Source organism: Aestuariibaculum sp. M13 (genome assembly GCF_024723255.1).
Classification (GTDB): Bacteria; Bacteroidota; Bacteroidia; order Flavobacteriales; family Flavobacteriaceae; genus Aestuariibaculum; species Aestuariibaculum lutulentum.
Genome location: NZ_JANIAC010000005.1, coordinates 237,059 through 261,869 on the forward strand (window position 1 = coordinate 237,059; position 24,811 = coordinate 261,869).

The 24,811-nt window shown below is 36.4% G+C and carries 20 protein-coding genes; 7 read left to right on the forward strand and 13 right to left on the reverse strand.

The window, feature by feature from the left end; translation table 11 throughout:
* Nucleotides 1-83: 83 nt before the first annotated feature.
* Complete coding sequence (locus tag NO995_RS16475; protein WP_258228450.1) at nucleotides 84-1,373, reverse strand: serine hydrolase domain-containing protein; 1,290 nt, start codon at nucleotides 1,371-1,373, stop codon at nucleotides 84-86.
* 210 nt (nucleotides 1,374-1,583) lie between these two features.
* Here NO995_RS16475 and NO995_RS16480 point away from each other — a divergent pair, with 210 nt between their 5' ends.
* A complete protein-coding gene (locus tag NO995_RS16480; RefSeq protein ID WP_258228451.1) occupies nucleotides 1,584-1,844 on the forward strand; it encodes a tetratricopeptide repeat protein in 261 nt (86 codons plus the stop codon).
* Between the two features lie 62 nt (nucleotides 1,845-1,906).
* Entirely contained in the window at nucleotides 1,907-2,296 is a 390-nt protein-coding gene (locus NO995_RS16485) for a hypothetical protein (RefSeq protein WP_258228452.1), read from the forward strand.
* A gap of 56 nt (nucleotides 2,297-2,352) precedes the next feature.
* On the opposite strand, the gene NO995_RS16490 is transcribed toward NO995_RS16485, so the two are convergent.
* Nucleotides 2,353-3,531, reverse strand: coding sequence for a hypothetical protein (locus tag NO995_RS16490; protein ID WP_258228453.1), 1,179 nt, complete (start codon nucleotides 3,529-3,531; stop codon nucleotides 2,353-2,355).
* A gap of 110 nt (nucleotides 3,532-3,641) precedes the next feature.
* Nucleotides 3,642-4,928, reverse strand: coding sequence for a fumarylacetoacetase (gene fahA / locus NO995_RS16495; RefSeq protein ID WP_258228454.1), 1,287 nt, complete (start codon nucleotides 4,926-4,928; stop codon nucleotides 3,642-3,644).
* A gap of 202 nt (nucleotides 4,929-5,130) precedes the next feature.
* Here fahA and glyA point away from each other — a divergent pair, with 202 nt between their 5' ends.
* Both glyA and NO995_RS16505 read left to right on the forward strand, forming a co-directional pair.
* The gene (gene glyA / locus NO995_RS16500) at nucleotides 5,131-6,405 is read left to right on the forward strand and encodes a serine hydroxymethyltransferase (RefSeq protein ID WP_258228455.1); all 1,275 of its coding nucleotides are present in this window, start codon (nucleotides 5,131-5,133) and stop codon (nucleotides 6,403-6,405) included.
* 248 nt (nucleotides 6,406-6,653) lie between these two features.
* The gene (locus tag NO995_RS16505) at nucleotides 6,654-7,823 is read left to right on the forward strand and encodes a MalY/PatB family protein (protein ID WP_258228456.1); all 1,170 of its coding nucleotides are present in this window, start codon (nucleotides 6,654-6,656) and stop codon (nucleotides 7,821-7,823) included.
* 6 nt (nucleotides 7,824-7,829) lie between these two features.
* On the opposite strand, the gene NO995_RS16510 is transcribed toward NO995_RS16505, so the two are convergent.
* From NO995_RS16510 to NO995_RS16555, 10 genes are all read right to left on the reverse strand, one after another.
* A complete protein-coding gene (locus NO995_RS16510; RefSeq protein ID WP_258228457.1) occupies nucleotides 7,830-8,933 on the reverse strand; it encodes a peptidoglycan bridge formation glycyltransferase FemA/FemB family protein in 1,104 nt (367 codons plus the stop codon).
* Nucleotides 8,934-9,032: 99 nt separating this feature from the next.
* The gene (locus tag NO995_RS16515) at nucleotides 9,033-10,595 is read right to left on the reverse strand and encodes a hypothetical protein (RefSeq protein WP_258228458.1); all 1,563 of its coding nucleotides are present in this window, start codon (nucleotides 10,593-10,595) and stop codon (nucleotides 9,033-9,035) included.
* Between the two features lie 123 nt (nucleotides 10,596-10,718).
* Nucleotides 10,719-11,738, reverse strand: coding sequence for a UDP-glucose--hexose-1-phosphate uridylyltransferase (locus NO995_RS16520; RefSeq protein WP_258228459.1), 1,020 nt, complete (start codon nucleotides 11,736-11,738; stop codon nucleotides 10,719-10,721).
* 13 nt (nucleotides 11,739-11,751) lie between these two features.
* The gene (galK, locus tag NO995_RS16525) at nucleotides 11,752-12,903 is read right to left on the reverse strand and encodes a galactokinase (RefSeq protein ID WP_258228460.1); all 1,152 of its coding nucleotides are present in this window, start codon (nucleotides 12,901-12,903) and stop codon (nucleotides 11,752-11,754) included.
* Between the two features lie 60 nt (nucleotides 12,904-12,963).
* The gene (locus NO995_RS16530; protein WP_258228461.1) at nucleotides 12,964-13,860 is read right to left on the reverse strand and encodes an aldose 1-epimerase; all 897 of its coding nucleotides are present in this window, start codon (nucleotides 13,858-13,860) and stop codon (nucleotides 12,964-12,966) included.
* Nucleotides 13,861-14,048: 188 nt separating this feature from the next.
* Nucleotides 14,049-15,458 carry a cytosine permease gene (locus tag NO995_RS16535; RefSeq protein WP_240573204.1) on the reverse strand — a complete coding sequence of 470 codons (1,410 nt, stop codon included), beginning with the start codon at nucleotides 15,456-15,458 and terminating at the stop codon, nucleotides 14,049-14,051.
* Nucleotides 15,459-15,484: 26 nt separating this feature from the next.
* Nucleotides 15,485-16,774 (reverse strand): class II aldolase/adducin family protein, encoded by a 1,290-nt coding sequence (locus tag NO995_RS16540; protein ID WP_258228462.1) that lies wholly within the window; start codon nucleotides 16,772-16,774, stop codon nucleotides 15,485-15,487.
* Between the two features lie 56 nt (nucleotides 16,775-16,830).
* Entirely contained in the window at nucleotides 16,831-18,201 is a 1,371-nt protein-coding gene (locus tag NO995_RS16545) for an FGGY-family carbohydrate kinase (protein ID WP_258228463.1), read from the reverse strand.
* Between the two features lie 4 nt (nucleotides 18,202-18,205).
* Complete coding sequence (locus NO995_RS16550) at nucleotides 18,206-19,486, reverse strand: sugar isomerase (protein WP_258228464.1); 1,281 nt, start codon at nucleotides 19,484-19,486, stop codon at nucleotides 18,206-18,208.
* A gap of 145 nt (nucleotides 19,487-19,631) precedes the next feature.
* On the reverse strand, nucleotides 19,632-21,737 hold the full coding sequence (locus NO995_RS16555) for a bifunctional aldolase/short-chain dehydrogenase (protein ID WP_258228465.1): 2,106 nt from the start codon (nucleotides 21,735-21,737) through the stop codon (nucleotides 19,632-19,634).
* Between the two features lie 319 nt (nucleotides 21,738-22,056).
* On the opposite strand from NO995_RS16555, the gene NO995_RS16560 reads away from it, so the two are divergent.
* From NO995_RS16560 to NO995_RS16570, 3 genes are read left to right on the forward strand one after another with little or no spacing between them, the layout of a single operon-like run.
* Nucleotides 22,057-22,869 carry an SDR family oxidoreductase gene (locus NO995_RS16560; protein WP_258228466.1) on the forward strand — a complete coding sequence of 271 codons (813 nt, stop codon included), beginning with the start codon at nucleotides 22,057-22,059 and terminating at the stop codon, nucleotides 22,867-22,869.
* Nucleotides 22,870-22,891: 22 nt separating this feature from the next.
* A complete protein-coding gene (uxuA, locus tag NO995_RS16565) occupies nucleotides 22,892-24,055 on the forward strand; it encodes a mannonate dehydratase (protein ID WP_258228467.1) in 1,164 nt (387 codons plus the stop codon).
* Nucleotides 24,056-24,073: 18 nt separating this feature from the next.
* Entirely contained in the window at nucleotides 24,074-24,811 is a 738-nt protein-coding gene (locus tag NO995_RS16570) for a (Fe-S)-binding protein (protein ID WP_258228468.1), read from the forward strand.

The following is a 24,811-nucleotide window of genomic DNA, read 5'->3' on the forward strand; positions in this document are numbered from 1 at the left end:
AGAAATGGAAAATGGTGTCTTTGGAGTAAGTTCTCTAAAGATAAGAAAAAATCATTTTAAAATTAAGAATGAGAATTTGTGAATTATAAACTTGCGATGTCTTTTGAGTGGTCTGTGTTGTGTTGATTATACACCTGTTTAATAATTTCTTTTAATTCAGGTATAACGTTTGCAGCAATTTTTGAGTGACTATTTAAAAGCACGCAAATGCCTAAATCGTCTTCTGGAAATAATGCAATTTCGTTTCTAAAATCATTCACGCTACCACCATGATGAAGGATTGTTTTTTCTTCGTGAGTGTCTTCATCTGCATATTTATGAATACGCCATCCAAAACCGTAATAAGATTTTAAATGTCCCGGCCAGCGTTGGTAGTATTTACTACGTCCACCAATTTCAACAAAAGGATTAAAGGCGTCTAGTAAAGCTGATTTATCCATGATTTCAGGATTGTGGCCTAATAGAAAACGCATCCATTTCGCCATATCAAGAGCACTGGCATTAATTCCTCCAGCCGCAATTGCGTTATAATATTTATTGGTAAGTTTTATGGGTTTCCAGCCGTGTGTTCTTTTTATATGCGGCGAGGCTACATTTTCTGCATGAGTTAATGTTTCGTGATCCATACAGGTGGAATGCATGTCAAGTGGCTTGAAAAATCGATTCATTAATGCCGACGCTAAATCCTGCCCGGTTTCTCTGCGGATAACTTCACCGCAAAGCGCGAACATGGCGTTTTGATAACTGTACATAGAACCCGGAACGCTCACCGGTGTAATTTCTTTAAAGTGTCCTACAATATCAGTTAATGGTAAACCAGCTTCAACCAAATCAGTAAAGCTATGGTAAGGTGTACCTGCTGTATGTGATAGCAGATTTGCTAAGGTTATTTTTTCAGTATTACTTTTGTCTCCTAATTGAAAACCTGGAATATAGTCACTTACTTTATCTTCCCAATGAATAAGTCCTTCGTTTTCAAAACTTGCCGCTAATATGCCGGCGAAGCCTTTAGAAATTGACCCTAATCGAAATATGGTTTCATTGTTTATATTGTCCTCTAATTTAGCATTTCGTTTACCAAACCCTTCGGAAACCACAATGGAATCGCCTTTTACAATACTTACTCCAGCTCCTATAATATCACCTTTTGCTATGGCGCTCTCGAAATAGGATTCAACCGCAGTTTTTAAATCTTCTTGCTGGGCTTTATATTGTTTTAAAACTTCAGGATCTATGGTCGGTTTTTGAGGTAATTCAGGACTTTCAACAACTACGGTCTCAGGAGTTGTTGAGTATTTAAATATAGTTAGCGCTAGGGCAAAAATAGCCAGAACGATAAACGCAGACTTTACTAAGACTTTAGATCTTCGCATTAGGGTTAAGTTATGGGTTACTAACAGTTGGTTTTCGCAAATATAGGATAAAATGTATTGATAATCCGATTAAAAGCGTAAAATTTAATATTTTTTAACGATTTAAGATGTTGGTTTGTAGGTGTTTGGGCGGTGAATTTTATTGAAGAAATTAATAACTATATCTGTTTAGTAAGAATTTTCTATATTAGTTTTTTATTAAATGTATTTATGCGGCTCGTTATTGTAATTGTATTTTTTGGATTTTCTTTAATTTCAAATTCTCAAAATTCTAAAGAATTTGAGAAATTAATTGTGGAAGGGAACATTGCATTGAAAAATGGTGAATTGAAGAAAGCAGAAGAAATCTATTTAAAAGTTCTTCAAAAAGATTCTAAAAACACAGACGTTTTATATAATCTGGCATTAGTTGAATTCCATTTAGAGAATAGAGCAGTTCTTGCGGGTTATTACAAAAATCGTATAAATTAAAGGATAAAGGTGCAGGTAAGCTCATTAAGGAATACTGTGGTGATATTTTTTATAATGATTTTATGTTTTATGAGGATGTTGAAGTTGGGTTAAAGTTTAGAACAAGAGGTAGAGAATATGATTTAATAAAAGAAGGTAGTATTCATCCTATTTTGGTTAACCAACTATCTCAAAAGATATATGGTTCCGAAGAGTTTGTTGACTTTGATGGTGGTAAAGTTCGAGTTTCCCTTTTAGTGGATAAATATGGAGCTGTAAAGAGTAGGGTAACGGGTGGTTTTGAGGACGTATTAACTAAGACTGGCAAAGAAGCAAGAATGGAAGTTATTAATAAGGTATTTCAAGAAGAAATTGATTTCATCCCTTGTCAATACCAAGGTAAGCCAGTAGGGATGTGGAGCCCCGTTGTTTTTGTTTTTAATTTGAGAGAAAGTGGCTATCCTTTCAATTAATTATTTTGAAGGAGATTAAAAAAAAACGCCCAAACTCAGTTTGGGCGTTTTTCATTCTATCTTATGGAATAGGAATTTATAATCTGTTTGAGCTGTGCTTTAAGATCTTCACCTGTATCGTAAATCATTTGCGATTCACTAGGGAAGGGCACACGCTGGTTGTTTAAATATTGTAACAAATCGGTTTCCAAAGCACGACGATCTCCTCTTGACGTAGCAAAAATATGCTGAAATACAAATTCACTGGTAATAGGGAAAGCATCTTCCAGTTGTTTGGTGTTTAAATTTATGTATTCAACATTACCGGTAACCTGTACTGATTTAAATTGTGTCGATTCGTAATACTCGCAACGTACAGTTTTTAAATTATCTACCTGAATGGTATTGCCTAAGCTGTCTTTTACCTGATTGCCATTTGCGTCCAGTAAATTCTTTTTGCCATCAGCAATTTGTTTTTCTTTAATAATTTGTCGCTCTTTAATTTGTTCGGGAGAAATGCTGATGCCTCTCAAATTCACACGCATACTGTAATCGTAATTTACATCGTTTACAGCATTGTTGTGGTAAACCGTCCATAAGTTGTTTAATCCGTAGGTGCTGAAATTAAGTAAATCGTCTTCCAGGCGCTGTGGAATTACCTTTTCGGTATCGTTAACCATGTCTACTAAAACAAAATCGGTTCCTTTAGCATGCGCAACATCCATAAGTTGACGTACGTCTTTGAAATTCGGATTTATAGTTTCAATTTCTTTGAAATCGTTATAAGCCTGACGGTAATCTAACTTGTTTTTTGAATTTAGTAACGACGATGCTGTTTTATACATTTGTTGAGATGCATCATTTTTAAAAGAAATAATGTGGCTTGAGTAATTGTTAAAATCAAATTTTACTTCTTTGCCGTTAATATATAATGGTAAAACAGGTTTAATGCGTTCCTGACGATTATCTAAATTCACATAGGTATCGTAGATGCGAATGTAGTTCTCGGGGTTATTATCTTTCTTTAAAAAGTCAACAGAGCTTAGGTCGCGTTCGGTGGCTTTATTGTAAGCCTCGTGAAGCATTACAATATATTCAGCTTTTCCTTTTTTATCTTTGTTGGTACGTAATTTATTTAACGCATCATAAATTGCCTGGTCATAATTACCTGAGCTTAATGATTTTTCAATTTGCTTGCTGCTACTACAAGCACAAAGTATAAACAAAGAAAGAATAGAGAGTAGTTGTTTTTTCATGCTTTAAAATTTTGAGTTTTGATAAGGGGTAAACAATAGTAATGCCATTTTATAATAAAGAACCCTCAAATGTAATATTTGAGGGCTAATATTAAGGGGTTAAAATAAATTTATTTCTTTTTAAATACGGGTAATAATTTGGTTGACACTTCGCCGAAACCAATTCGTGTTCCGTCTTTTTCGCAATAGCCTCGCATGATTACGGTATCGTTATCATTAATGAATTTACGTTCTGTGCCATCTTTTAGTTTGATTGGTTTTTCGCCTTTCCAGGTTAATTCAAGCATCGAACCATAAGATTCTGGAGAAGGCCCCGAAATGGTTCCGCTTCCCATTAAATCACCAGAATTTACAGGGCAACCATTAATAGTATGGTGAGCCAGTTGCTGCGAAATATTCCAGTACATATATTTAAAGTTAGACTTCGATACAATATTTTCTTTAGCACCTTCCGGCTGTATCGATACCTCTAAATTAATATCGAAACTTTTCTTTTTACCAGAATATTTAAGATAATCTAACTGTGGTTTTACAGGTTTTGGGCCTTCAACACGGTAAGGGTCTAGCGCATCAAGAGTTACAATCCACGGAGAAATAGAGGTTGCAAAGTTCTTAGCCAGGAAAGGTCCAAGTGGTACATATTCCCATTTTTGAATATCGCGTGCACTCCAGTCGTTTAATAATACTAAACCAAAAATGTATTCTTCGGCTTCGTCAACAGGAATAGGTTCTCCTAAATCGTTGGCGGCTGTAGTTATAAAAGCCATTTCTAATTCGAAATCTACCAATTTACTTGGTCCGAAAACTGGTTCGGTTGCGCCTTCCGGTAAGGTTTGACCTTGCGGACGATGTACCGGAATGCCTGAAGGAATAACCGAAGAACTTCTTCCGTGGTAACCTACAGGAATATGAAGCCAGTTTGGTAACAAGGCATTCTCAGGATCTCGAAACATAGTCCCTACATTTGTAGCGTGTTCCATGCTTGAGTAAAAATCGGTGTAATCACCAACTTCAACAGGAAGTTGCATTTCAATTTCGTCTAAACGAAACAGGACAATTTCTTTATGACTTTTATTATTTTTTAGTGTGGTGTTTTTGCTGTCGAAAACTTCGGCAATACGGTCTCTTACGGCACGCCAGGTTTTTCTACCATCAGCAATAAAATCGTTTAACGAATCCTGAAGAAAGATATCATCGGTTAAAGGAATGCCATCAAAATACCCTAACTGGTGTAAAGCCCCTAAATCTATAGCGGTATCACCAATACGGGTTCCGATAGTAATGATGTCATCACGCGTTAAAAAAACACCAAACGGAATGTTCTGAATTGGGAAATCTGAATTTTTATCGACGTGTAACCACGATGTTCTATCTGGATTGTTAGCTGCTAATCGCATAACGTTTACTTTTATTTAATAGTTGATAATATTCAAACCTACATAAATTTTTCATTTTTAAGGAAAAAAATAAATAAAAATTGGGTTTAAATACCGGGTTATCAAAAAGGTTAAAAACTTAATAGTAAATATATGTTTTTTGATGCTTTTAACTAATCTATTTGTTACTTTTGCACAATATTTAACTAGAATTTAATTTTATATGCAACGCGACGAACAAATTTTTGAATTAATTCAAGCTGAAAATGAGCGCCAATTACATGGTTTAGAGCTTATTGCGTCTGAAAACTTTGTAAGTAAACAAGTTATGGAGGCTGCTGGTTCAGTATTAACTAATAAATACGCAGAAGGATATCCAGGGAAACGTTATTACGGTGGATGTGAAGTAGTTGATGAAGTAGAGCAAATAGCTATTGATAGAGCAAAAGCTTTGTTTGGAGCCGAGTATGTAAACGTACAGCCGCACTCAGGAAGTCAGGCAAATACAGCTGTTTACCATGCATGTTTAACACCTGGTGACAAAATTTTAGGATTCGATTTATCTCACGGAGGTCACTTAACACACGGATCGCCAGTAAACTTCTCAGGAAAATTATATAACCCTGTATTTTACGGTGTTGAAGAAGAAACAGGCGTATTAAACTACGATAAAATTCAAGAGATTGCGACTAAAGAGCAACCAAAATTAATCATTGCCGGAGCATCTGCTTACTCTCGTGATATTGATTTTGCTCGTTTTAGAGTTATTGCTGATAGCGTTGGTGCTATTTTAATGGCTGATATTTCTCATCCAGCAGGTATGATTGCAAAAGGTATCTTAAACGATCCAATGCCACACTGTCACATTGTAACAACAACAACTCACAAGACGTTAAGAGGTCCAAGAGGAGGTATGATTATGATGGGTAAAGATTTCGATAACCCATTCGGAATCACTTTAAAAGACGGAAGCTTACGTAAAATGTCTTCTTTATTAGATTCAGCGGTATTCCCAGGAAACCAGGGAGGTCCATTAGAGCACATTATTGCTGCTAAAGCAATCGCTTTTGGTGAAGCTTTAACCGATGAGTTCTTACACTACCAGTTACAAGTAAAAGCTAATGCAGCAGCTTTAGCTAAAGCATTAGTGGCAAAAGGATACAACATTATTTCAGGAGGTACAGATAACCACTGTATGTTAATCGATTTACGTAATAAAGATATTTCAGGTAAAGATGCAGAGCAGGCTTTAGTAAAAGCAGATATCACCGTAAACAAAAACATGGTGCCTTTTGATACCCGTTCTCCGTTTGTAACTTCAGGTATCCGTATTGGTGCTGCTGCTGTTACAACAAGAGGTTTAAAAGAAGCTGAAATGGAGCAAATCGTTGAGTTAATTGATGAAGTGATCATGAATTACCAAGATGAAGCTGTTTTAGAAGCTGTAGCTGATAAAGTAAACGCATTAATGGCAGACAGACCATTATTCGTAGCGTAATTGACTTGTCATGCTGGACTGGTTTCAGCATCTATACATATTCAGAAAATCCCGCTCATGTAGCGGGATTTTTTGGTTTTGGGCGTTACCCTTCGTTGTTACTTCGGGTCGGGCTTTTCGCGCTACATGGTAGCTTGCTACAATCCCTAACGCAATTAGATTTAGAATCTTAAATTCAATATAAAATTTGGTATAAACTAAATCAATATTGGTAGTTTTGAGATACGACTAATAAAACGAATCATCCTATGAGTATCTTCGATATAGAACACAACGTTGAAAACCATTTTGTAAAGAACAATCCTAAATATTTAAAAATGGTTTTAGGCACAGACGATGTGATGCCATTATGGATAGCAGATATGGATTTTAAAGTCGCTCCGCCAATTACTGAAGCTTTAAAAGATATTGTTGAGCGTGGGGTTTATGCTTACGAAGATATTAGTCCGCAGGTTAAAGAAGCCATTGCTAACTGGAATTTAAAGCGTCATGGTTTAGAATTGAACCCGAATAATTTTATTCAGGTCAATGGGGTGCTTACCGCCATTGCTGTTATTTTAAGAGCCTTGACAGAAGAAGGAGATGGTATCATGATTCAAACGCCAGTGTATCATCAGTTTTATACGGCTATAAAAACATCAAACCGCACAGTTGTTGAGAATCCGTTAAAAATTGAAAACGGACACTATGCGTTCGATTTCGAAAATATCGAAGAGCAGCTTAAAACCGGAAACACAAAAGTGATTTTACTGTGTAATCCGCATAATCCGGTGGGGCGGGTTTGGAATAGAGAAGAATTACAAAAGCTGGTGGATTTAGCAAATATTTATAACGTAATTATTGTAAGCGACGAGGTACACTCCGAAATTGTGTTTTCAAACTCTAAATTCCACAGCATACTATCGTTTGAAAATACTCAAAATCATATTGCTGTTCTAGGGTCTCCGGCAAAAACGTTTGGTATGCAAAGTATAGCTAATGGTTATATTTACACCGAAAACAAAGCGCAGTTTGAAACGATAAACAGTCTGGTAACCTCAATGTATTTAAATCAGGGAGGCGCGTTGTCGGCGTATGCGATTTTAGCAGCCTACACTCATGGTCATGATTGGGTAGATGCGTTAGTTGTGTATTTAGAAAAAACAGTTGACTGGATTGAAATGTTTTTAAAAACAGAATTACCACAGGTGAGAATGATTCGACCTGAAGGTACCTATCAAATCTGGTTAGATTTTTCAGCGTTGAATATCTCCGAAAGGGAATTAAAAGATTTAGTATTCAATAAAGCAAAAGTAGGTTTGGCTTTGGGCTTAACATTCGGAGCCGATTATCAATTATTTATGCGTATGAATATCGCATCGCCACTTTCAAAAATTCAACGTGCATTTCAGCAATTAAAAGCAGCGATGGATTCCTAAATCAGTTTAATTCTGCATTTCCTGCAGTTTATATAAATCGTATAGTTTTTGATTAAACGGATAATCCCAGCAGCCCATACGGTGATATAAATCGCCACCAAATCCTTTTTTGTAAACATGCACACCGTGTAACGGGTGGCTACGATTTAAATTAGGTGCCGAGCCAAACATATCATATTCGGTGCAGCCCCAGGCTTTCGATACTTTCATCGATTCCCATTGCAGAGCATAGCTAGCGGTTAAATTGTTTTTGTCGTTTGCCGAAGCACCATATAAATAAGTGCCTCGTTTTTTTGATAACACTAAAAACATAGACGATAAAAATTCGCCATCTTTTTCAGCCATTAACATTTTAACCGTAACCCCTTTTTTACTGTTGTCCTGATTATTGAAAATAGTTGAAAAGAATTCCTCGTTTTGGGCAGGCATACCATGGCGATTAGCTGTTTCCAGATACAACTTATACCAGTCGTTCATGTGTTCTATACCATATTCCTTAACGTTAATTCCTTTCTTAGTAGCTCTTCTTATGTTATATCGCGTGTTATAGCGCATATTGTACAAAAGGTCCTCTTCATCTAAAGATAAATCGATAAAAAAGGTGTTTTTGGGAAGATTATCGCCTACACTTTTTTGTAAGTTCCAGTTGGCGGTATTGAAATTCACACGAAATTCCTGTGTTTTGTTGGGTGGCGGACCAATCCAGTTGCCGTCGTTATCAAAATATTCCTCTTCGGTAGCCCATTGGTTTTCCCAGATTAAATCGTAACGGATAAAAATACAGTTAGGTGGGAGGAACGGACGTATAGATTCTGAAAGTTGCTCTAAAAACAACCCTTGATTTTCAAAGTCGGGCTCTAATTTAGGGCCGTAAGGTACGTAAGCAAAGCAGTGATTCTGATCCACGTACTTAATAAGTATTAATAAATCTTCGCCCTTTTTTTCAATAGAACTGGCATCGCTAACCAATAAGTCTTTTGAAATGGTAAGTTCAAAACCTTTAGGAATGAACCCTTGGTTTTCTTTTACGCGGCCCCAGAACGGCGTTTGCGGTAGTATGTTTGTTGCATCAAATTCTTGTATATCCTTTTCGCGTAGCTCACAAATCATGTTTTTGGCTGCAAAACTACAGAATCATATATATAATATGAAATTATTAAGGAGTTTATGTTCGAATTGGGTCTTATTTACAAAACCAACTCATGTATTTTAATTCTCCTCCTCTGGAAATGTAATATGTTGGTAAGCACCTAAATCGGGAGTAGTCGTTCGGTTTACATTTAATATATCGGTTGGAACCTGTGATGCAAAACCAGGTAATCCTTGATTGATTGCAGCCGAGTTCTCTCCAATAATCAACTTATTTTCTTCAGGATTAAAGAAGTCGGGTGTTTGATTAAAGATATTCCCTTCGTAATGTATAGTATCTTCAAAATCGTAATTGGGCCCTGAGTAATAATTGGTGTAATCCTGAAAACGAATTAAACAGTTGGTAAATTTAAAATTAAAGTTTACGGTTTCTTCTTCAACTTCATCGAACAAGAGCTCTGGGTTGTCGTTTCCGTATATAATGCAGTTGTTAAAATTAGCTTCGGTTAAATCGGTAACCACTATGTTTTCATCGGCATCAACAATATAATTATTTAAAAGCAGGGCGGGGAACTGTCTGGCATTATTCCAGTAATTGGCAATCGTACAATGCGTAAAATTATAACGGCCACCAAAAGTACCAGCAAACGATGATTGTCCGGCGTTATTCAACACCACGTTTTCAGCAGTAATCGAGGTATTTCTTCCTAAAATGCCAAAACCTGTGTTGTTGTAAATCTGCGAATTGGTGATTTTTAAAGCGTCTTCTGAAGCTTCCGCACCGCCATCGCATAAAATACCGATAGAGCCATTTTTAATGGTAGCGTAGTTAATAATATTGTTCGTGCTGCCTTCAAAAAGCCATATGCTGCCCCATTGACCAGGAATGTCAGAGAAGTCAGGTTCTAAGCGGTCTCCTTCAAAAATGACTTCGTTTTCCAGTAAGTCCTGATCTGAACTGAATTCACCATTTACGTGAAGTGAAGCGCCTTCAGAAACCAACAGCCCTGAACTTTCATGGAAATGAATACGTGCCCCGGCATCGATGGTTAGCGTGTAGCCATTAGGTACGGCAGCATATCCGTAAATGACATAAGGTTTTTCGTTTGTAAAATGTAATTCATTGGGTTGTAAAGTGCGTCCTTGAATATCGGTTTCGTATTCCTCACCACCAATATTTAAGCTTAAGGTTTCAATAATTTTAGTGTCGTAATCGCGATTCGGATAAATAAATACGGCATCCTGAACCAAAGTTACCAGTTCTACATTTTGCTGGTTAGTTCCGTCATCAAACTGAATTTGGTCTGTATATAAAAAGGTACCGTCATTGGCGAAATCGTTAATATTGATAGTTGATTCTACAAAAATATAAATACTGTCTTTGGCTTGAATTTGCACATTGCTAAATACTTTCCCCGCCATGCCATCAATATTTAAGCGGTAGTTTGAACCGTTGCCTAAACCTAATTGCACAGACGGAATATTGATGTCGGTATTACTACGATTATATACTTTTAGTGTGTAGGTGCTGGACCCAATATTTGTAAACGTGGTGTCCAAATACACAGTATCTTTTGAAAATTCCAGATTTCCGGTACTTGGTGAAAACTCAAAATCTTTGCGACAAGAACTCCAAAACATTAAAAATAAAAAAGTAAGTAAAAAGTATATGTAGCGTTTCATTAAAGGCATTTGTTTTGTAGGCTAAAAATATAACTTTTGAAGTTATGATTTAGTGTATTGTTTTAAAAATTAAAAACCTGATGGAGTGCATCAGGTTTTATTGTTCATCTATTTTTTTAGAGGCTATAGTAAATTACGAAGCATTTTTACAGCGCTTTCTGCTGTAATATCGCGTTGGGGCGAACCAAACATTTCGTAACCTACCATAAATTTCTTAACCGTTGCACTACGTAATAATGGTGGGTAAAAACTCATGTGCCAGTGCCAGTGGCTGTTGTCTTCCCCATTGGTTGGTGACTGATGAATACCACTTGAATATGGGAATGAAGTGTTGAACAACTTATCATAAGCCTTGGTGATTACCGAAATGGCTTCAGCAAACAATAAGGTTTCGTTGTCTTTCATTTCAGAAATATTTGTCTGATGTTTTTTAGGGACAATCATGGTTTCAAAAGGCCATACTGCCCAGAATGGAATTAACACCACAAAAGCATCATTTTCAAAAATAATGCGCTCTTGTTTCTCTAATTCCTGAGCAAGATACGTTCCTAAAATACTTTTTTTATGCTCGTTATAGTAATTACGTTGCTGTGTATCTTTCTTTTCAACTTCGTTAGGTAGTGTTGTCTGGCTCCAGATTTGTCCGTGAGGGTGCGGATTACTACACCCCATAACAGCACCTTTGTTTTCAAAAATCTGAACGTAATTTATTAAGTCGTTATCACCAAGTTCCTTGTATTGTTTTTGCCATTCTAAAACGACCTGCTCAATTTCTGCAGGAGCCATGTCCGCTAAACTTTTAGAGTGGTCCGGACTAAAACAAATCACTTTGCAAATACCTTGTTCGCTTTGCGCTTTTAATAAACCGTCGTCTACTGTAAAGGTTTTTGAATCGGTTTGAAGTGCTGCGAAATCGTTGGTAAATACAAATACGTTTTCGTATTTCGGGTTTACTTCTCCATTAATACGAGTGTTGCCTGCGCATAAATAGCAGCTTTCGTCGTAAGATGGTCGTACTTCGTTTGAAACCGCTTCGTTTTGTCCTTGCCATGGGCGCTTTGCACGGTGTGGAGATACTAAAACCCATTCACCTGTAAGTATGTTGAATCGTTTGTGTGAGTAATCTTGTAAATCGGTATTCATTGTTTTTTTAGCTTTAATCAGTTACTAATCCGGTTCCATCCGCCAGTTCTACAGAATAGATGGAGCAGTCTTTACCAAATTCGTTTTTATAAAGTTCTGAAATTTTTGTTTTAAAATCGTTAACGGCAGATTTGGCAATCAGGTTAATGGTGCAGCCGCCAAAACCACCTCCCATCATTCGGGCACCAAGTATCTGGTCGTTTTCTTTAGTTTGATCTACTAAATAATCAAGCTCTTCACAGCTTACTTTGTATTGGTGTTGCAGTCCGTGGTGAGAGCCGTAAATGAGTTCTCCTAAAGTTTTTAAATCACCATCGGTCATGGCTTTAGAAGCTAATTCGGCACGTTTATTTTCCTGAATAACGAACAACGCTTTTTGGTAGTTTTCTTCTGTAACTTTGTCTTTTACGGTTTCTAAATCGGCTTCAGTAGCATCTCTTAAAGCTTTAATGTTTAGCATTTCAGAAATTGATTCACAAACCGAACGACGATCGTTATAAGCACTATCGGACAGGCTGTGCTTTACATTGGTGTTGATTAACATTAATTCGTAACCTTCAAAATCTATATGGAAAGGTTTTGCTTCAATCGATCTGCAATCTAAAAGTAAGGCGTGGTCTTTAATACCAAACATGCTCGCATATTGGTCCATAATGCCGCAGTTGACACCCACATAGTTGTGTTCTGCTTTTTGGGAAATAAAAATCATTTCTTGACGGGTTAATCCTAATTCGAATAATTCATTTAACCCAAAAACCACGCTGTTTTCAAGTGCTGCTGAAGAGGACATTCCTGATCCCGCAGGAATATTTCCACTGAAAACCACGTTGAAGTTTCCAACCGTAAGTCCTTTTTTCTGGATTTCAGCTATAACACCTAAAACGTAATTTCCCCAGCTTTCTTTAGCTAAAGGTTGAATGCTGTCTACTGAAAATTCTAAGGTATCTTCAACATCAATCGCATAAGCTACAGAAGTGTCAGAATCGTTTTTTTGAAATGCCGCAACAATACCTTTGTTTACGGCAGCCGGAAATACAAACCCGTCGTTATAATCGGTGTGTTCTCCAATAATATTGATACGCCCTGGAGAAAATACCACGAGCGGTTGCGCGTTAAATTTATCTACAAAGGTTTCTATTACCTTGTTCACTAATGCTTTATTCATCTGTAAATATTTATTTTTTAAGTCAGATGGAATACCCTAAAAGGGGTATTTCATAATTAACTATTGTAGTTTAATGTTCCAGTTTAATTGATAGGTTTCTTTTGGTTTTAAGGTTTGTAATCCCATGTTATTATTGAAGCTATCTGAGACACCTGTAGTTGGCTCAATAGCTACATGCGTTTTTTTAGGCGGTGTATAGATTTGTAAATAACTTTCTTTTGAAGAACTACTCATTACAAAACTATATTCCGGCGTATTGAATGTAATATCGTTATGGTTTAACAGGAAGCAATCGTCAAGATATTTATCCTTAATTTCAAAAAGATTGGTGCTTGAAGCATCTGTTGTTCCTGTAGTAATGCAACGTTCGTTTAAAACCAATTGTTTGTCACTGTCAAAACTTAATGTGCTTTCAAAAAGGTTAGCCGATTCAAAATACGGATGCCATCCCAAAGTAAAAGGAAATGTTTTATTATCGGTATTTTTTATAGTCACATTTAAATCTAAAGACGTCGCCGTTAACACATATTCCAATTGAATCGCAAAAGTATATGGGAATCCTTCAGATTCGTTTTTTTCTAAGTATTCCAATTTTACTGAAGCTTGATTATCATCAGCAACTTGTTCAATAATTTTAAAAGTTTTATTGAATACCAAACCGTGCAGTGCATTGTTATTTCCCGGTTCGTTTATTGGAAATTGAAACGTTTCGTCTTCAAAAGTATAAGTGCCATTGTCTATTCGGTTTGCAAAAGGAAATAAAATCGATGATGCGTAAGTATCGGAATAGGGTAGCGGGTCTAATGAAGTTATTAATGGTTTTCCATTTAGAGTTAAAGCTTGGAGGCTGGCACCCAGACTGGTATATATTTTTGCGGAGGTTTGAATTGAGGAATTCTCAATTTCAATATATTCTAAACCATTAGAATTATCCGTTTTAAGATTTATGTTGTACAATTTTGTTGAATTAACAGATTAAGAACTACAAATATACTAACTAAATATTGAAAAATAATGTGTTATAAACGTATTTTTTACGTTTAATTAAAATGGTTTTTTTTGAATAATTCAGTGTTTGTTGTAGATTATTAAAAAAAAGCCCGTAAACGAATTTACGAGCCTTTAAATTATGATAATAAACGTGTTTATTGCTTTTGAAATTTTTTACTGAATACCAGAAATAATACACCACACATTAGCCATGTTGGTAAAGTAACAAACGATAAAAAGATATCGAATTGAATGGAAATAAAATAGAACAGCCCAAAACTAATTGCCCAGGCAAAAAGTACTGATTTGTTAAACTTAATTCCTGCGTGCTCGGCATAGTTTTTAATGATACCATATTTTTTTGCAAAGAAATGCTCGAATACAATTACTGCTCCAATAGGTGCTAAAATAAATCCGTAGAAAGCGACAAAATCTAATAATTTCATGGCGAATGCAGGGAATATTCCAGCTAAAGTTGCAATGGTACCTGCAATAATGGTTACCCAGAACGTTGATACTTTTGGAATAATTGCTTGAAACGCTAAACCAGCTCTGTAGATGGTTGGGTTAGCTGTTGTCCATCCAGCCAGAATTACAGCAATGATACCGAATACACCAATAGCGTTATATGCTAAAGGGCCTGGAGCTACCGAAGGAGCCTGACCAGTTCCTAATAAAGCCTGGGCTTCTGGAGACTGTAAATACACAGCATATAATAAACAAGCAGCAATCCAAGCCATGTAGTGACCTACATACATACCTGCAGCTGTTGTCCATCCTGAACTTGCCTTTTTTGCAAAACGGAATACCGATAAATCAGACATACCAATATGCATAGCTGCATTTGCAAACCAAGACCAGATAACCACGTGCCAGAAGGTGTATTTAATTTGTCCAGGAAATGGTTCTGAACCTTCTCCCCAGATATTCCAGAAATCGGAAAAGCTTTCAACTCCTAACTGATTTAATGCCACAATACCACAGGCTAAAAACGCCAAAACAATAATAGGAGACATGTAATTTGCTGCTTTCGATACGGTATCATAACCACGAGCTGCGATAATTGAAATCACAGCACCAATAGCCAATACGATAACAATCCATGTTACGCCGTTAGGCATAGTGTCTGTTAGTTTTGGCATTGGCATATCAAAAGGGATACCTACCGCTGTTGCTGAAACGGTAATCATGGAACCTGCAAGAAAGCAGAATAAAATTCCGTTAGCTAAATTGTATACAGTAACTAAGTTTTTACCGCTTATTTTTTCTAATTGAAAATATAAGGTTAAACGGTTTTTTACCGCAACTTCAGCAGTAAGGAAACGCCAGCTTAATACGGCTAACAAGTTTCCTAAAAGTAAGCCTATAATTAAATCGAAAGCACTAACTCCGGCAGTTAAAAACAGGGGGCCGATTACGAATTCGGTACCTGCGGCATGCTCACCGGCATACATACCTAAAAAGCTTTTCCAACCTTTTAATTTTGATTGCGGGACAGGGGTTCTCTCAAACTCCCCTCCAGCAATATCTTCTATCATGTCTTCTTCTTGATGATATTGTGTCATATATGTTAGTTTAGTTAATTGTTTATTTATGTTAAAAATTTCTTTCTTAATTCTTCTACCTGATCGTCGTTAATAGGCACCATATTACCTAAAGAAGCTCCTAAAACAATAGATTTAGCACTAAATTCGGCAACTTCAAGGTAGTCGAATGTTTGTAATAATTTATCGCCCGTAACAATCACAGAATCGTTTTCAATAATTAAAGCTGTTGTACAATCGTCGATAATCTGAGAGTTGTTATTCGCTTTAAAATGCGTACCGTATTCCACCATAGGTATATCCTGTAAAAAGATCCAGCTTTCCGGAATGGTTCTCACGTTTAAATACGATTTAGTCACCGAGAATGCCATTAAATAAGGCGATTGCGTCATGATAATGGAATTCACCTTCGGATTACGTTTATAGATTTCCTGATGTATCCATGTCGCTCTACTAGGGTTTTTACCAGCTTCTCGTTGTCCGTCTTTAATTTGAACAATATCTTCAATAGCCATATCCCAACGATTTACGTGAGTAGGGGTAATTAAGAAATCATCCCCTTTCCAACGCATAGAAACGGTTCCGTAAGAGCTTATCATTAAACCTTGTTCACAAGAACGCTTAACAATGTTACAGATTTCCAAACGCTTTTCAACTTCATCCGAAGGATACTCCGTAGTTTTCATTTCAGGAAGTGTCGACTGGGTTTGAGATTCAAACTGTTCTATTTGATCGTCGGTTAAGTAATTAGGTGTTCCTATTTGAGAACCGTATAAAATAGTGCGCGCACATAATTCTAAAGCTTCAAAGCGCTCGAAAGCATCATTTAAATCGCTTCCACCTAAAACAGTTCCGTGGTTTTCCATGATAACTGCTTTAAATCCTTTTTTAAATTCTTCAGCAATAACATCTCCTAATTTATGACTTCCAGGCAATTCGTAAGGCGCATAACCAATAGGTCCGCAAACGTGTTTAGCTTGTGAAATGATATTGGTATTTGGAATTTGGCGAACAATACTGAAAGACACCAACGCCGGTGGATGCGCGTGTATTACCGATTTAATATCCGGCCTAATATCGTATATGGCTTTATGAAAAGGAAACTCAGACGACGGTTTGTGTTTACCAACCACGGTACCATCCTTCCTGACGCAAATAATATCTGATGCTTTTAGCGATCCTTTATCGATTGCTGAAGGTGTTACCCATATATCACCGTTGTCATCGATGATAGAAATATTACCACCCGAAGTGGTCGTCATGCCCCTTTTGTAGATTCGACTAATAATTTTTGTAATCTGATCTCTGGGGTGCTCCAAATTTAATTTTGAGGCCATATAGATTTAATTTAATGTTAGGCAAATATTAAAACATAACAAGCTATAAGTTTAGGTTAACTGATAATAAACGGTACGTGTTTTTTTAACGAGTAGTTCTTTTTCAGGAATTTAGAATTCAGTTTGCTATCGGAAATAGAAATCGCAGCACCTAAAGCCGATCCCAGTGAAGAATCGGTGGTCCTTAGTTTCATATTTCTGAAATTATGCGATAACAGTTTAATGAATAAATCGTTGTCGCTAAAACCTCCGTCAACATATAAACGTTTGATTTCCTCGTCGCCTATAACATCTTTTATACTCTTAATTTGAAGTTCAACCAGCTCAATCATTAACTGATGGAAGGCTTCCTCAAAATCTTTGTATGGCAGTTTTGTCTCGGCAGGCATATCTTTTGAAGACAGACTTTCCCACTTAAACATGTGTTCAAAATCGTTTACGATTTCAGTATAAATCTCGTAATTGAATTTGATATGACGATGAGTATCTTCAGGAACGTTATAATGTTTATGAAGCTTACTAACCTGAATTTTATATTCGTTACCTAAAAATAAACGCGTTGCTTTAACTGGTTTTCCGTTAATACGCATGTAATTAATCGAATCCTTATCTTTTGTGTCTTCAATAATTGGATGATCTGCAAACGGATTTAAGGTAATGCTCCATGTACCTGTTGATACCAAAACAAATTTCTTTTTAATGCTTCGAACGTAAGGTAATAGAGCAGAAGAACTATCGTGAATACCAACACCAATTTTAATGCGTCGTCCATTATAGTTCATATTTATGCTTGTTTCGGTAGAAACAATGGTTGGAAGAATATGGTGTAATTCTTCTTTGTATACCCACTCGTGGTAATCTTTTTTAGCGTAATCCCATAGTGCTGTATGACAACCAATACTGGTGTATTCGCTTAATGGAATTCCGGTAAACACATAACTTAAGTATTGTGGTAGATGTAACGAGTATTTAATTTTTTTGAATATTTCAGGTTTACTGTACTTTAACCAGTACAATTGTAAACCTGAATTTAATAAACTTAAATCGAAACACCCGGTAGTTTTTAAAAACTCCTCTTTAGGGCCGTATTTGTCTAAAAATGAATCAACAACTTCCTGGTTTAAAGGCTTTGTATAGTTGTAAAGCGGCGTTAATACTTCGCCATTTTCATCTATATGTACAAAACTTGCGCCGTAAGTTGAAAAGTTTATGGCTTTTACATTAAACTCCTGAGCGTCTAAAATGTTTTGAAAAACACTTTTTAGCCAGTTTTGAAGCGCTTCTAAATTTTCGGTAGGATGACCATCTTCATCTTCAATTTCCTCGAAACTCGTATATTCTTTATAAACTTCCTTGTAGTCTTTATCGAATAGGAAGAATTTTTTATTGGTTTTTCCTATATCAAATACAGCAGTTACATCTATCATACTCTTATAATCCTGTTGCTACAGTGTGTTTTCCTCTTTCTTCAATTAATGTATCTCTAACACCTAAGGCGCGGTAAGCGTTAATCGGGCTTAAAGCACCACCAGCCAAACGTCTTGCTTCAGCTAAAAGCGGACGAACATCGGTTCTGTAGGCGTCTTGTAAAATTTCCTGACACTTCACAACGTCGTTGTTTAATTGCGCTGCTTTTAATTCAGCTTGATCAACTAATAAGGCTTTAGCATAGGCTTCCTGAATAGCTTCTAACGATTGGATTAAATCTTCTAACGGATCTTTTACGTTGTGGCTCGCATCAATCATCCAGGCTAAATCCGGGTTTTGAGGATTGTTTTGCATACCGTAAACCAATTCGTTGAAAATTAAGAATAAGGCATAAGGCTTAATACTTCCAACGGTTAAATCGTCGTCACCGTATTTGCTATCGTTAAAGTGGAAACCACCTAATTTACCTTTTAACATTAAGATAGAAACAATTTGTTCGATGTTACTATTTGGTAAGTGGTGACCTAAATCTACTAACGAATAGGCTTTTTCTCCACAAGCATTAGCTAACATAAACGATGTTCCCCAATCCTGGATAACCGTGCTGTAGAAATTAGGCTCGTAAGGTTTGTACTCGATTAACATACTCCAGTCTGCAGGCAACCCTTTGTAGATTTCTTTAAGACTGTTTTCTGTATTTTGTAAAGCCGTTTGGAAATTATTTTGTCCAGGGAAACAAGACCCATCAGCTAACCATACTGTTAAACTTTTCGATCCTAACTGGTTTCCTATATTGATAACATCTAAGTTATGTTGAATAGCTTGTTGTCTTACTGCTTCGCTGGTATTGCTTAACGATCCGTATTTATAAGTTTCCTTAGCATCTTTTTGGTCTTGGAATGTGTTCGAGTTAACTGCATCGAATTTAATATTTAATCCGTTAGCTAATTCTTTAACCGCAGCATAATCCTGTGGAATGTCCCATGGAATATGTAAGGATACCGCTCCAGCTGTTTGTGTTAACGAGTGAATTAACCCGATATCCTGAATTTTTTGTTCTAAGCTTGATGGCTCACCGTAGAAAGAAAAACGTCCGAAACGTGTACCTCCAGCACCTAAAGCCCAACTTGGGATAGCTACTTGAAAGTCTTTTAATTTACTTACAATTGCTTCTACATTAGCTCCTTTTTTAGAAAGGTTGTTTGCTAAAAAATCGAAATTTTCCTTGTGTGATTGTAAACCAGATTTATTCGTATCCTGAATGTGGTTTTGAGATATTTTCATGTCTTTAATTGTAATTGGTTACTACAAGATACAATCATTTTTTTATAGTAGTTATAGAAAATGAAGTATCTGAAATTGAAAAAAAAACTCCCATAGATATTTAACTATGCTATGGAAGTTTTTACAAACTAAAACTAACTATCGTTTATCTTACAAATGCATTAGCCATACCGCCATCTACATTTATAATGTTTCCTGTTGATTTATCTAAGATACCCACGAATGTGAAAACACCGTTAGCAATATCAGCAGGAGTAATGATTTCGTTTAATAAATTTCTTTTTGCATAAAATGCAGGAAGTTCTTCAACGGTGATTCCGTTTGCTTTAGCACGACCTTCGGCCCAAGCACCTTCCCAGATTTTACTTCCAACAATAACACCATCAGGGTTTACGGTGTTTACACGTACTTTATCTTTAGCTAACTCAGCTGCTAATAAACGTACCATGTGTTGTTGTGCAGCTTTAGCTGTACCGTAAGCAACGTTATTTGGCCCTGCAACTAAACCGTTTTTACTTGCTATGGCGATATAATCACCTCCCAAGTTTTGTTGACGAGCAATCGCTGCAAATTGTTTTGCTAAATCGAACTGACCTTTTACTAAGATGCTTTGTAAAATATTCCAGTCTTTATCGGTTGTGTCTTCTAAAGATTTAGAGATTGCTAAACCAGCACTGTGTACCACGATATCAACACCTCCAAACTCTAAACATGCTTTTTTGTAAGCAGAAGCAATAGATTCAGTATCGGTAACATCACATACAGCGTAAGTAGACACGTCACGTTTGTAAGTTGCATGTGCTACTTTTAAGCTTTCTTCGTTAATATCTGTTAATACAACGTTAGCACCTTCTTCAGCTAATTTATCAGCAATAGCTTTACCAATTCCACCACCTGCACCAGTAACAAAGGCTACTTTTCGAGATAATGGTTTTTCTTTTGGCATACGTTGTAATTTAGCTTCTTCTAATAACCAGTACTCGATATCGAAAGCTTCCTGTCTTGGTAAAGACGTGTATTCTGTAATCGCTTCTGCGCCACGCATTACATTAATCGCGTTGATGTAGAACTCACTTGCTACACGTGTTGTTTGTTTGTCTTTCGAGAAACTGAACATACCAACGCCAGGATAAATAATAATTACCGGGTTTGGATCACGCATTGCAGGACTGTTATCTTTTTTGCAAGTATTGTAATAATCTGCGTATTCTTGTCTGTATTGTTCAAAAGCAGGCTCTAATTTAGCAAGCACAGCTTCAGCATCTGATAAATCTTCTTTAGGATCTAATGTTAATACTAAAGGTTGAATTTTTGTACGTAAGAAGTGATCTGGACAAGAGGTTCCCATTGGAGCTAAACGCTCAAGATCGTTACTGTTTATGTATTCCATCACCACATCGCTGTCAGCAAAGTGTCCAATCATTCTGTTTTCAGAGGAACATAATCCTCTTAATAACGGCATTAATTGCGCAGCTTTTTCTAAACGCTCTTCCTGTGGTAAGCTTTCTACTTTTTGTCCACCAAAAACAGATCCTTTTTCAGCAATCTTTTTATTGATATATTCAGAAGCCATTTCAATAACTTCTAAACTGTTCATATAACATTCGTAAGATGTATCTCCCCAAGTAAATAAACCGTGGCTACCTAAAACGATACCTCTAATTCCAGGGTTGTCAGCTAAACATTTTTCTAATTGTAAACCTAAATCGAAACCAGGACGTTGCCAAGGCACCCAACCCATAGTGTCTCCCCAAATTTCTTTGGTTACTTTTTCGCTGTCTTTTGCAGCAGCAACAGCAATAAGAGCATCTGGGTGTAAGTGGTCTATATGTTTAAAAGGTAATAAACCGTGAAGCGGCGTATCGATAGATGGTGCTTTACTGTCTAAATCATAAATACAGTGGTTAAATAACCCAACCATACGATCTTCATCTGCTAAACCTCCATATACATTTTTTAAATCGCGTAATCTTTCGGTGTATAATCCGGCAATACCAGAGCGTGTTAAGGTACCAATATCTCCACCTGAACCTTTAACCCACATCACTTCAACTTCAGCATTGGTTAACGGGTCTTTTTCAATGGTTTTGCAGCTTGTATTACCACCGCCATAGTTGGTAATTCTAAGGTCTGCACCTAATATATTTGAACGGTATAAGAATAAAGCAACCTGGTCATCACCTAAGCTTTCAGCTTTCTTGTCATCCCAAAGATAATCTACGTATTTAAATTGTTTTTCAAGTGTATTCATGAGAATTATTAAAATATTTGAACTCAAAATTAAAGGAATAGAATATGCTTTCTATCCTGTACTGTACTGTTATTTGAATAAAATTTTATCGAATTGATATTTATTTATAAACAAAACAGCATTATTGTTATAATTTTAGATGTTTTGTTATATGATATTGTTAGTTCTTTGTTTTTTGATTGTCAAAAATTTAAAGAAATAATTATTCTTGTAGTTATTTTAAAAAAAAAGAAGAAACAGTACAGTGCAGTACAGTAATTGTAATGTATATGCTTAAATTTGCTATTCTCATCATGATTTTAATTATTCATAACAATAAATGAACTTATTCAATTTACAAGACAAAGTAGTTCTTGTTACCGGAGGTGGCGGTGTTTTAGGGGGCAGTATGGCCGAATATCTATTACATCAGGGAGCTACAGTAATTATATTACATTACAAACAAGAAACTGTAGATGCAACTGTTGAGCGCATGAAATCTATTAGCAAAAAAGTTGATGGGTATTTATGCAATGTTGTCGACGAGGCAAGTCTTCAGGACGTATCTGATGCGGTTATCGCAAAATATGGAAAAATTGATGTGCTGATTAATGCGGCCGGAGGTAATATGCCTGGGGCAACTGTTGGACCAACACAATCCTTTTTCGATATTAATATGGATGACTTTAAAAAGGTTGTCGATTTAAATTTATTTGGAAGTATTATTCCTTCTATCGTTTTTGGAAAGGAAATGGTAAAGAGCAAATCGGGAGTGATTATCAATATTTCTTCAATGGCTGCCGACAGAGCCATTACACGTGTAGCAGGTTATTCAGCATCAAAAGCTGCGATTGATAATTATACGAAATGGTTAGCGGTAGAGTTAGCCACAAAATACGGAGATGGCTTACGAGTTAATGCCATTGCACCAGGATTTTTTATTGGAAACCAAAACCGAACTTTATTGTTAAATGAAGACGGAAGTTACACAGATAGAGGTAATACAATCATAAACAATACGCCAATGAAACGCTTTGGTGAAGCTGACGAGTTGCACGGAGCATTACATTATTTATGTTCTGATGCCTCAAAATTTGTGACCGGAATTGTTATTCCTGTTGATGGTGGATTTAGCGCGTTTAGTGGTGTTTAATATTATTCAGATTTAAAAGAAAATGCAAGAAACATTTAGATGGTTTGGAGTCTCAGACTCTGTAAAATTATCAGATATAAAACAAGCAGGAGCAACAGGTGTTGTAACAGCTTTGCACCATGTGTCTAACGGTGAAGTATGGGAAGTAGAGGAAATTCAGAAAGTAAAAAAACTTATTGAAGATGCCGGTTTAGTATGGAGCTTTATCGAAAGTATTCCTATTCACGAAAACATCAAATTACGCAAAGGCGATTATTTACAACGTATAGAAAACTACAAGCAAAGTTTACGCAATGTAGCGGCTTGTGGTATTAAAAACGTGTGTTATAATTTCATGCCGGTTTTAGACTGGACACGCACACAACTGTTCTGGAAATTAGAAGATGGTAGTACGGCGTTACGTTTCGATAAGGTTGAAATGGCAGTTTTCGAAAAATTCATCATGGAGCGTGAAGGGGTAGAGGAAGCCTATACTTCTGAAATTTTAGCTTTAGCTGAAAAGCGTTTTGCTGAGATGTCTGTTGAAGAAAAACAAGCACTTGAAGACAACGTCTTAAAAGGCTTACCAGGAACAGTTGATGATTTAACGATTCCGGTGTTTAAAGACATGATTGCGCAGTACGATAACTTGTCGCATGCCGATTTAAAAGCGAATTTATCGTTTTTCTTAAATGAAGTGATTCCGGTATGTGAAGAGAACGGCATTGTTATGGCTATTCATCCAGACGATCCACCAATGGACATTATGGGCTTACCGCGTATCATTAAATCGGAAGCAGATTTAACCGATTTAGTAAACTTTATCGATAGCCCGTCAAACGGCATCACATTTTGTACAGGGTCGTTAGGAGCTAATCCAAATAACGATTTACCAAGTATGATTAGAAAATTTGCCGATCGCATTCACTTTTTACACCTTAGAAATGTAAAACGCGAAGACGATGGTAGTTTTTACGAGGACAATCACTTGGACGGTTCTACCGATATGTATGAAGTGGTAAAAGCTGTTTTAGAAGTAGAAAAACAAAGAAATATACAATTACCAATGCGTCCTGATCACGGACACCAGATGCTAAGTGATTTAGAAAACAATAAAGCGTACGCGGGTTATACGGCTATTGGTCGTTTACGTGGTTTGGCAGAATTACGTGGTTTAGCACTTGGTATTTCAAGAAGTAATAATTAGTAATTAAAAAGTATTAATATGAAAGTCGGTTTATTTATACCGTGTTATATAAATCAACTCTATCCGCAAGTCGGCATCGCATCATTAGAACTTCTTGAAAAATTAGGAGTCGATGTAGAATATCCGTTAGGACAAACCTGTTGCGGACAGCCTTTAGGGAATTCAGGATACGAAGACGATTCTAAAGGAACCTGTCAGTTATTCGTTGAAAATTTCAAAAACTATGACTATATCGTAGGGCCTTCTGGAAGTTGTGTATATCATGTAAAGAAGCATTTTGATATTTTAGAACAAACCGAAGATGTGAAACGCATTCGCGAAAACACTTATGAGTTGTGCCAGTTTATATATCAGGTACTTGGTAAAACCGATTTAGGAGCGTCATTTCCTCATAAAGTAGGTATTCATAAAAGTTGTCACGGCTTACGTGGATTACGTTTGGGTTCATGTTCAGAGCGTATGGATCCACATTTTTCAACTGAAGAAAATTTACTAAATGAAGTCAAAGGTTTAGAGTTAAAAACGTTGAATCGTGCAGATGAATGTTGCGGATTTGGAGGAACATTCTCGGTATTTGAAGAAGCCATTTCTGTAAAAATGGGAAAAGACCGTATTCAGGATCATATTGATAGTGATGTAGAAGTGATTACCGGAGCTGACCATTCGTGTTTAATGCACTTGGAAGGGTTAATCAATAGAAATAAGCAGCCACTTAAGGTGATGCACATAGCAGAAATTTTAAACAGTAGTATCTAA